The sequence below is a fragment of the Lactobacillus sp. UMNPBX1 genome, assembly GCF_002554085.1.
Lineage (GTDB): Bacteria > Bacillota > Bacilli > Lactobacillales > Lactobacillaceae > Lactobacillus > Lactobacillus crispatus.
In genome coordinates this window covers 1-11373 of sequence record NZ_PCZI01000030.1, presented here as the reverse complement: position 1 = coordinate 11373, position 11373 = coordinate 1, and the positions used below count along the sequence as shown (strand labels likewise).

General features: G+C 35.1%; 6 protein-coding genes and 1 pseudogene. 1 reads left to right on the top strand and 6 read right to left on the bottom strand.

Annotated elements, in window-relative coordinates:
* Positions 1–81: 81 nt before the first annotated feature.
* The 5 genes from CP352_RS10330 to parE all read right to left on the bottom strand — a co-directional run bounded on the left by CP352_RS10330 (position 82) and on the right by parE (position 7275).
* Positions 82–681, bottom strand: a complete 600-nt coding sequence (locus tag CP352_RS10330; RefSeq protein ID WP_013086386.1) for a peptidylprolyl isomerase — start codon at positions 679–681, stop codon at positions 82–84.
* Positions 682–766: 85 nt separating this feature from the next.
* On the bottom strand, positions 767–1702 hold the full coding sequence (locus tag CP352_RS10325) for a manganese-dependent inorganic pyrophosphatase (protein WP_054832972.1): 936 nt from the start codon (positions 1700–1702) through the stop codon (positions 767–769).
* A gap of 29 nt (positions 1703–1731) precedes the next feature.
* On the bottom strand, positions 1732–2706 hold the full coding sequence (locus CP352_RS10320; RefSeq protein ID WP_089143340.1) for a LysR family transcriptional regulator: 975 nt from the start codon (positions 2704–2706) through the stop codon (positions 1732–1734).
* A gap of 147 nt (positions 2707–2853) precedes the next feature.
* The gene (gene parC, locus CP352_RS10315; RefSeq protein ID WP_089143339.1) at positions 2854–5310 is read right to left on the bottom strand and encodes a DNA topoisomerase IV subunit A; all 2457 of its coding nucleotides are present in this window, start codon (positions 5308–5310) and stop codon (positions 2854–2856) included.
* An 18-nt stretch (positions 5311–5328) separates the two neighbouring features.
* Entirely contained in the window at positions 5329–7275 is a 1947-nt protein-coding gene (parE, locus tag CP352_RS10310; protein ID WP_013086390.1) for a DNA topoisomerase IV subunit B, read from the bottom strand.
* Between the two features lie 98 nt (positions 7276–7373).
* Here parE and plsY point away from each other — a divergent pair, with 98 nt between their 5' ends.
* A complete protein-coding gene (plsY, locus tag CP352_RS10305; RefSeq protein WP_005719656.1) occupies positions 7374–8009 on the top strand; it encodes a glycerol-3-phosphate 1-O-acyltransferase PlsY in 636 nt (211 codons plus the stop codon).
* Between the two features lie 117 nt (positions 8010–8126).
* On the opposite strand, the pseudogene CP352_RS10300 reads toward plsY, so the two are convergent.
* Positions 8127–11251: pseudogene (locus tag CP352_RS10300) on the bottom strand (DEAD/DEAH box helicase); the annotation flags it as partial.
* Positions 11252–11373: the final 122 nt, after the last annotated feature.

The following is an 11373-nucleotide window of genomic DNA, read 5'->3' as shown; positions in this document are numbered from 1 at the left end:
CTCCATTAAATTGATGAGATTAGAATACCTGAAAAATGAAGGCTAAAACAGATACCCGGTTATTTGACGCTTACGTTTTTGTTAGTCATCAAACTTTGATCCTTGGACTTGGATCGACTCAATAGTTATATCTTCTAGTGGTTTATCCATTTTATCTTTTTTCGACTTAGCAATTTTATCAACTACATCCATGCCTGTAATTACTTGTCCAAAGACCGTATGACGACCGTCAAGCCATGGAGTTCCGCCTTGCTTATAAGCATGAATAATTTCCTTTGGATAGCCTGCGGGTTCCATCTGTTTTATGTAACGCTTAGGCATATTCTTGTTTTGAACGATAAAAAATTGACTACCATTAGTGTTAGGGCCTGAATTAGCCATCGATAATGCTCCGCGAATATTAAAAAGTTCTCGTGAAAGTTCATCTTCAAATGGATGCCCCCAAATGCTTTCACCACCAGTGCCATTTCCTTCAGGATCTCCACCTTGAATCATAAAGTCGCTAATTACGCGGTGAAAAATAGTACCATCATAATAGCCTTTTTGAGCTAAACGAATAAAATTTTCAACCGTCATTGGGGCTTGTTCCGGAAAAAGTTGAATTTTTATTTCACCTTGATTGGTTTTCAATACAGCTGTTGGTCCCTGTTGATTTTCTAAATTTAATTGTGGGTATTTCAATATTTTTCTCCTAAAATCAGTTTTAATTTTTAGGTAAAAAATAAGAGGCGGTTAACCCTACCTCCTATTTTTTACATCATTACTTTTAAGCATTAAAAGCATCAGTAAGAGGTGGAACAACCTGCTTCTTACGTGATACTACACCAGGTAATTTAACTTCTGAATCACTAAGTTGCTTATTAAATGCTTTTTCGAATAATGACTTAGTCTCATCAGAGCCAACAACTAAAGCTTCTGAATCTGAGTCAAGAATGTTAGTAATTAAAAGCATAAACATATCATAACCATTATCCTTAGATGAAGCATCCATTGCCTTTAAAAAGGCTTCCTTACGTTCTAACGCTTCAGGTAAGTCAACAACATTGATTTGTGCAACACGGACGTTGTGACCATTTAATTCAAAGCTCTTGGCATCTAAATCAATCAATTCTTCTTCTGACTTGTCACTGATGTTAGTACCAGCCTTAAGCATTGCTAAGCCGTATTCCTTGTAATCTACGCCAGCAATCTTAGCCAATGCTTCTACAGCCTTTTTATCCTTATCTGTAGTAGTTGGTGATTTAAGAAGTAAAGTATCTGAAATAATAGCTGAAAGCATTAAACCAGCGTAGTTTTCTGGAATTTCAATGCCAAATTCATTGAACATTCTCCAAACAATGGTTGAAGTACAGCCTACAGGTTCTGCACGGTAATATAATGGATCAGCGGTATTAAAATTCATTATTCTATGGTGATCCACAACATGAGTAACCTTAACTTTGTCAATATCTGAAACACTTTGTTGTGGTTCATTGTGGTCAACCAACATAACAGATTTAACTTCTGGAGCAGCTTCTTTAATTACACGAGGTGCTTTAAAGCCGAATTTTTTAAGAGCATATGCAGTTTCATCATTAGGCTCACCCAAGGCAACGGCTTCAGTGTTGTAACCTAACTTGTTTTGCAAATATGAAAATGCAATAGCAGTGCCAATTGCATCAGTATCTGGATTTTGGTGTCCAAAAACAAATTCTTTTTCCATTAAATAAATTGCCTCTTTTTCTAATTATTTTATTTAATTTCTTCACTTAATAGTTTACTAAAATTATTGTTCCTATCCAAGTTATTGTCTAAGAAAATCTGTAATTCCGTTAGTAATTTCTTCATCCTAGGAACATCTAATTTTCCTCTACGATAAACACAAGCAGTCGTAAACTCAGGCATATTTTTAATATAAACAGGAGTCAAATTAATCTCATCCTTATGCGCCTCATAGTAAGTCTGATCTACATAAGTATCAAGATCAGTATTTTCTGCAATTTTGATCATTTCCTTAGTAGATGCAATTTTAAACGGAGTAACGAGATCAATCTTTTTACTAAAGTTAAGTCGCATTAATCTTGATAAGTAGTAATTCTCCGGATATGCAACCCACTTTCTGTTGCCAAAACGAGTAACAGAATATGTCCCTCGTGCTTCCACATTATCCTTGTGAGTCAGTACAACAATATGCTCAGGGCAAATATCACGATGATTGTATTGATGACGGAAATTAGCTCCTGTTTTATTAGTAGTATCTGGCATATACATAATCGCCATATCAATCATATTGGAATCAAGTCTGTGCCATAGCTCTTTGCGGTCAAAGTAATCAACGGTAAAAGTTACTTCTGGATACTTTTTATTGAAGTAACGTAAAAATTGGTAGAAAAGATCAACATGTACGGACTCTAGAATACCAATTGAAATATTGCCTTTATCTGACTGGGTATATTCTTGAATGTCACTAATAACACCATTAATGGTATTTAGCAACTCTATCGCTGCTGCTTCCATTTCTTTACCAGCTTCGGTTAGGTATAACTTCTTCCCCATTTGTCCAAATAATGGAGCACCAATAGCGCGTTCCAATTTTTTTACTTGCTGAGTTAAAGCCGGTTGGGTAATACCTAAAATTTGTGCAGCTTGGGTATAATTCATCGTCTCAATCAATTGTAAAAAATAACGCAATGATTTAGCCGATAAAATAGTATCACTTTTAGACATAACGATTATCTCTTTTCTAAAATATTATTTTACGATAAGCCATGTCCCATAACACTGCTATTATCTATCCAAAACAAAACAGTGTCAAAACATATGTCTTAACACTGTTTTTAAAGATTAATATATTGTTTTAGTTAAACTCAAATCTTAATTTTGACTACTAATGGGTCTTCCCAATTCAATACTTACAGGCGTCCCATCAACGGTAGTATCAATAACAAATGAGCCGTTAGAATAACGATCGCCTAATGGATAATCCGTAGTTTTAATATTTACATGACGGTCACTAGAAGTAGTGACATGTAACAAATGATCTTGAGCATATGGCATTAGAGCAACAATTCTATGCGGTTTATTCTTCAATTCCCGCAGTACTAGTACCCCTCGCTTGGCTCTAGAAACTTTATTAACTAGTTTAAGTTTGAATTGCTTAAATGCCCCACGTTGAGTAATTAGCCCAACATGCATTAAATCAACATACTTAGAATCAACTAGGACATAATTTACGATATAATCGTCATCTTTCAAGTTAGCAGATTTAACACCTACTGCTTTAGCTCCTGAAGTTGGTATCTCGCTAACATCATATCTAATTGCATAGGCGCGATGAGTAAATAATGTGATTTCCTTATGATTATCTGATTTGATCAAATCTACCCCAACCACATAACTATCCTTGCCCTTTAACTTGATAGCTGTCATTGCACGTGACTTATAAGTTCTCGTCGGCTGTAAGTTAGCTAACTCCAATTGTTTGATATAACCGTCATTAGTAGCCAGAATAAAGTTGCAATCAGTATTCAATTTATCAAATACAAAGACGCGAATAATTTGCTCATCACTGTCTAATCCAATTTCTTGTGATAGGTGTTGTCCTGTTTCTTTCCATTTGGTTTCAATTAGTTCATGTACTGGACGATAAATGACATTCCCCTTATTGGTAAATAAATACAAGTTAGTCAGGGTAGATAGTGTGTTTTCATAAACTACTTTGTCACCATCTGGTAAACCATTGTCATCATCATTAGTTGACTGATATGAACGTAAAGATGAACGCTTTAAATAGCCATCTCGACTAATTAGTACTCTAACCTGTTCATCAGCAACTAAGGCTTTTTCATCAATTTCAACTTTAGCACTTTCTTCTGAAATTTGAGTTCGACGTGGATTAGCAAATTCTTTCTTGACTGCATTTAACTCTTTAATAATTTCTTTTTCTAAAGTTGCACGATCTGATAATAATTTACGGTATTTTTCGGCCAATTTATTTAACTTGTCTTGTTCAGCAATTAATTCATTAACATCCGTATTAGTTAAACGATAAAGTTGTAAAGAAACAATTGCTTCAGCTTGTTTTTCAGTAAATTTATACTTAGCTATTAAATTCTTCTTAGCATCGGCTTTATTTTTAGAAGCGCGGATGGTTTTAATTACTTGATCCAAAATATCCATGGCATGAATCAAGCCCTGAATAATCTCTAATCTAGCTTCTGCCTTATCTAAGTCAAATTTCGTACGTTTAGTTACAACGTCTTTTTCATGTTCTAAATAAGAAGCTAAAATTCGTTTTAGCCCAACTTGAACAGGAGTCATGTGATCAATAGCGACCATGTTGAAGTTATAAGATACTTGTAAGTCAGTATTTTTAAATAAATAATTTAGAATATTCTGCGCATCAGCATCTTTTTTCAATTCAATCACAATTGACAAACCATGGCGGTCAGTTTCATCACGAACTTCTGCGATTCCATCAATTTCTTTATTCAGACGGATTTCATCTATCTTTTTTACTAATAGTGCTTTGTTAACATCGAATGGAATTTCCGTAGCAACAATTTCTTGCCTATGCCCACGAATTTCTTGAATAGTGGTTTTGGCACGGACCTGAATTCTACCACGTCCTGTCCTATATGCTTCCTTAATTCCCTTAGTCCCCATAACAATAGCACCAGTTGGAAAGTCAGGACCTTTTACATATTTCATCAAATCTTCAAGAGAAGCATCAGGATGTTTCAACAAATAAATTGTTGCATCAATCACTTCACCTAAGTTATGTGGTGGAATCTCTGTAGCGTAACCAGATGAGATCCCAGTTGATCCATTAACTAATAAGTTAGGAAAGCGTGCAGGTAAGACTGTAGGTTCATACTCAGTATCGTCAAAGTTAAGCACCATGTTTACGGTTTGCTTATCAATATCTTGCAAAAGCATATTAGAGATTTTGCTTAAGCGGGATTCCGTATAACGCATAGCTGCTGGGCCATCACCATCCATTGAACCATTGTTACCATGCATTTCAACTAACGGTTCGCGCATCTTCCAGTCTTGTGATAAGTGCACTAAAGCCCCATAGATTGAGCTGTCACCGTGAGGGTGAAAGTTACCCATGATATTACCGACAGCCTTAGCAGCCTTTTTAAATGGTTTATCATAAGTATTACTATCTTGATACATTGCATAAAGGATACGCCGCTGAACTGGCTTTAAGCCATCTCGAATATCAGGCAAAGCACGTTCTTGAATAATATATTTTGAATATCGTCCAAAACGTTCACCCATTACTTGTTCAAGTGGCATTTCTCGAATTCGTTCTTTTGTGGCCATTAAATTTAAAACCTTCTTTTATTCATCTTCGGATTCTAGAATTGAGCCGTCTTCGCCCATTCTGAATTTAACATTTTCTTCAATCCACTTTCTTCTTGCGGCTACTTTATCACCCATTAAGGTAGTAACTCGTCTCTCAGCAAGAGCAGCATCGTCAATTTTAACTCTGATTAACATTCTCGATTGAGGATCCATAGTAGTAGCCCATAGCTGTTCCGCGTTCATTTCACCTAAACCTTTGAATCGCTGCAGCGAATAGCCACGTCCCATTTTCTTTTCATCATCAGCTAGTTCTTCATCAGTCCATGCATATTGAACTTGCGTCTTTTTGCCTCGACCTTTTTGTAAGCGATAAAGCGGTGGCAGAGCAATATAAACTTTTCCGTGTTCAATCATCGGCCGCATATAACGATAAAAGAATGTTAATAGCAAGATCTGAATGTGAGCACCATCATCGTCGGCGTCAGTCATGATAATGACTTTATCATAATTAGAGTCATCAACATTAAACTCGGTTCCTACACCAGCACCAATGGTATAAATCATAGTGTTAATTTCTTCGTTTTTAAAGATATCCTGCAATTTTGCCTTCTGAGTATTTAATACTTTACCACGAAGAGGCAAAATTGCTTGGAATCTTCTGTCTCTACCTTGCTTAGCAGATCCACCAGCTGAGTCACCTTCGACCAAGAATAATTCATTCTTTTTAGGATTTCGTGATTGAGCTGGCGTTAATTTACCAGACAAAACTTCTTTTTTTCGTCTCTTTTTACCATTTCTGCTTTCATCACGTGCCTTTTTAGCTGCTTCACGTGCATCCCTAGCCCTTTGAGCCTTCTTAACTAGTTCCTGAGCCAGCTCACCATTTTCCATTAAATAGTAAGACATTTTCTCATAAACAAGTGAATCTACAGCAGAACGTGCTTGTGGAGTACCTAATTTGCCCTTAGTCTGTCCTTCAAATTCAAGTAATTCTTCAGGGATTTTAACAGATAAAACCGCGCTAAGCCCTTCACGATAATCAGAACCATCAATATTTTTATCTTTTTTACCTAGTAGACCCTGCTTTTTAGCATAATCGTTAAATGCACGTGTAAATCCACTACGAGCACCTGACTCATGGGTACCACCATCACCAGTTCTAACATTGTTAACAAATGAAACTAAATTTTCTGAATATCCATCACTATATTGACCTGAAAATTCAATTTCCATGCCATCTTGCTTGCCTTCAAAATAAAAGACATCACTAATTGTGCCTTTACCTTCGTTTAAATACTTAACAAATGATTTAATTCCATCATCATACTGAAAAACATCATGATGTTCTGGCTCACGCTCATCTGTTAAGACAAATTTAACCCCTTTAAGTAGAAAAGCAGATTCACGAATTCTCTCCTGAATTGTCTCATACTTATACTTCGTGGTTGAAAAGATAGTCTCATCTGGCTTAAACGTAATGGTAGTCCCTGTTGGCTCTTTTGTCTTTCCTACACACTTTAATGTACCTACCGGATGCCCACCATCTTTAAATTCTTCTTCATAAGCTTTACCATCGCGAACGACTCTAACCTTCATATAACTTGAAAGTGCATTAACAACGGATGAACCTACGCCATGCAACCCGCCTGAAGTTTTATAATTTTGTTCAGTAAACTTACCACCAGCATGTAATACAGTTAAAATAACTTCAATTGTGGGCTTACCCGATTTGTGCATTCCTGTCGGCATACCACGCCCAAAGTCTCTTACAGTAACACTATTATCTGAATGAATGGTTACATCAATTTCTTTACCAAAACCAGCCATGGCTTCGTCGACAGAGTTATCGACGATTTCATACACTAATTGATTAAGACCATGAATATCAGTTGAACCAATATACATACCAGGTCTTTTACGAACGGCTTCTAGGCCATGTAAAATTTGAATTGAAGAATCATCATAAGTATTAGCTTTTGCCACTAAAATTCCTCCACTTGTTCATTAATTTAACCAGCACCATATATTTAAAAGATAATCTTTGCTAAAATAGCGATAGATTAATAGGAGTGTTGTTAAATATGTTTGCATTAAAATTTGCATCGTTGTTTATTTTAGCATACTTGATTGGATCATTCCCAACAGGTGTGTTAGTGGGTAATATCTTTTTTCATAAAGATATTAGGAAATACGGATCAGGAAATATCGGAACGACTAATACCTTTAGAGTATTAGGTCCAGCTGCTGGAATCATTGTCTTTATAGTAGATTTTCTCAAAGGAACTTTTGCTACAGTATTACCAATAATTTTTAAACTAGGCCCACATTATCTTTGCTTGATTTTTGGCTTAGCTGCAATTTTAGGCCACGCTTTTCCTGTCTTTTTAAAGTTCAAAGGAGGCAAGGCAGTAGCAACTTCCGCTGGATTTTTACTAGGATATAATGTCCATTTTTTCTTGATCTGTGCGTTAATCTTCTTCCCTATCTTATTTATTACAAGTATGGTTTCATTAACTAGTTTGATCTCAGTAGTTCTAATCTTTATTGCTTCATTCTTTTTCCACGATCTTGCCTTGAGCATTATCAGTGGATTGCTCGTAATCTTAATTTACTGGAGTCACCGAAGCAATATTATTCGAATCGAACATCACCAAGAGAATCTGGTTCCATTCGGTCTAGTGTATTGGTATAAAAAGAAACATACTAACTCAAACTAAAATTATAAAACCAGCAAGCATTTAGCTTGTTGGTTTTTGTTTACCTAAATATTATACTTTTGCAAACAATAGTTCGCAAGTGCAAACAAATATTTTTATTTTATTATAATGATCTATTTATTTCAAAATCTTAATTAAATCGTCTTTACTCATTGTTGCATCAGCAATCTGATCATTTTGCAAAATTATATCAGCTAATTCTGCTTTCTTTTGCTGTAAAGCAATGATTCTCTCTTCAATACTGTCTTCTGTAACCATCTTATAAATCTTAACAGAATGCTTTTGACCAATTCTATGAGCTCGATCCGTCGCCTGTTTTTCTGCGGCCAAGTTCCACCAAGGATCATAATGAATTACAACATCAGCACCAGTCAAGTTAATGCCTGTTCCGCCTGCTTTTAATGAAATCAAAAAGACCCCTGGTTGAGCCATTTGATTAAACTTTTGAACTTGTTCTTGACGCTTAGTTTTAGGTGTTGATCCAGTAATAGTAAATAAAGGTAGTCTTAATCTGGCAAGGTTTTCATGCAAAATATCTAGCATAGCTGTGAACTGTGAAAACAATAAAATTTTATGTCCATTTGCTAGATTATTCTTAATCAACTCAATTGTAGCAATTAATTTATTAGACTTGCCGTGATAGTTTTCATAAAGCAAATGAGGATCACAACAAATTTCACGTAATTTAGTAATCTGAGCCAAAATTTGAAAACGTGATCTCTTAAAGTCTTCATCCCCCTGTCCATTTAATTGAGCGATAATCTTTTGCGTCTGCATATTATACAAATCAGCTTGTTTCTTATTCATTTTAACAGGCACAATTTCTTCATCTTTGTCAGGTAAGTCACGTAGCACATCTTTTTTTAGACGCCGCAAGATAAAGGGTATTACCATATTAGCTAATTGATCTTCTGCCTCTTTATCTTGCTCTTTAACAATCGGTAATTCATACTTTTTCCTAAAGTCAGGATATGAACCTAAAAAACCTGGCATTAAGTAATCAAAAATACTCCATAACTCGCTCAATTTATTTTCAATCGGTGTTCCTGTTAGAGCTAGTTTATGATGCGCTTTAATGACTTTGACTGTCTTGGCGGTAACTGATTGCTGATTCTTAATATTTTGTGCTTCATCAATTATTTCTACATCAAAAATTAGATTTTGGTACGCTTCTAGATCTCGATTAAGCTAGGTAACTGATTTTGCATTTTTTCTTTGCGAGCTAAAAGAAGACTAATAATCTGCAAGGTTTTACCTAATCCCATCTCATCAGCAAGTAGCCCGCCAAATTTATAATTAACGATAGTGCTTAGCCAATTAAAATCTATCTTCTGATATGGACGCAAAATATTTTGCAAACTAACTGGTATTTGATTTTGCTTCAACTGATTCTTAGCTAAATCATTAATCAGAGTATTAAAGGATTCATTAGTTGAGAAATGCAGTGCATTAGCAGCTTTCATTTGCTTAGCAAAATAAAAGGCACGATATGCTGGTAAATGTAATTTACCGTGAATGAAATCCTTAAAACTAATACCTAAATCATGCAAAGTTTGTGCCAATTGTTCAATTGTCGGTTGTTCTGCCTTAGCTAGCATTCCATTTTTTAAAACAAAATATTTTCGCTTTTCTTGGTAGGCTTTCAAAGCCGCTTGAATGTCTTCCCAGCTCATCTTTTGATCAGCAAGATCGATATCTAATAATTCATTAGTCAGGTTGATACCTACTCCAACATCCAAATTAATCTTTATTCCCTTTAAAAGTGATCTAAAGTTAGCTGTAATTTGTACTTCGCCTAATCGTTTCAACTCATTGATACCATCATCTAGAAAAGCTTGTACGACATCCGAGTCTTCATTGGATAAAACATACCTCCCATGCTGATAATCACTAAAATATGTATTAATGTGCTTCCATGCTGCGGTCTCTTTTTCAACATCGCGTCGGTCCTCTTCAGTATATCCTTGATTTAACTCGTATTGTGCATCCCCATACTGTACTCGAGCCACACATAAAATACTGCCTACACGATAATCTAATTTAAACAAAAAATGGGCCTCTGGTGGCAAAATAGCTTTCAATTCATCAGTACCAGACACTAATATAAACTTTGTTTGCTCAAATTTAGGCAAAATATTATGTGCAAACTTAGCAACGGTCTTTTTACTAAATTGCATTTCAGCACCAGGCTGCAATCCTAAATTATGCAAAGAAGCAGGTGTAAGACCTATATATTTGATCCATACATCTTTGTAATAGCCATAATACGCATGACTCCCAGTAATTATAGTAGAAACTGGAAGATCCTCTACACTAACTAAAGCAGATGACTTTTGAGTTTCAATTTTAATGTTTAAATCTAGTTGATCAGTTGTATATCCTATAGGCTGCTCATTTGAGTACAACTTTACGCCTTGATAAAGTAAATCATTAACTTCATCGGCCACAGAGTTCTCTAGTGTAATGCGACCAACCTGACTACTGTAATTATAATAAAATTCTTCGTTTAGATTACGAGCATCTATAATTTTTTCAATAAAAGATAACCAGTGTTGACTATCAATATCCATTTTAGCCTGATTTATAGGCTCGTTGAAAAATTTACCTAGCTTTAGAGAAGAGCTGTGTCGGGATGCATCTACTAGTTGATTAAGATCTTTAACTTTATAAAGATGCTTGTTCTTTCCTAATTTAAACGTCAAACTAGGGATGTTATTATACTTATCAATACTTGCCCGCAAAATAATCGGCTCATCATTTTGGGTAGAAGCGTCACTATAAAATTCAAGTAGATCTTCAGCTGCCTGGTTAGTTAAATCAAATGGATCGTCATCAAGATACTCATTAATAAAGTAAAACAGAGCTAATATTCTAACACTATCTTTTTCAATACGGGAAAAATCACTATCAAATTTAATTGATATAATTTGCCAGCGAGTAAATTGCACAGATAATGTAATTAACTCATTGTCCTCTGTTACTATCTCCCAAAAATATTCATATTTACGCATCTTATCATCAAAATGCCGACAACTACTAATCGACCAGTGATCATTAAGTTCCAGTGCCTGATCATAACTTTTTTTGGTAAATTTCATATTGCCAATCAAATTTAAGGGGTTAAGTACTGGGCTTTTATGTGCGATCATTTGCTTAAGATGTTCAGAAATTAAGTCAGCAAAAGGGACTTTAACGTTATGTTCATTTTCTACTGCAAGTAAAGCCGCAACCTCGTGTTTACAGTGAAAATAATATTGAATACAATCATAAATTGCAAAATTTCTTAAGTGTTCATTCAGAGCCTTAGAAACCGTAAAATAGTTTGTGTAAGGATGAATATTTCCTTAATTTTATTTCCCTGAAT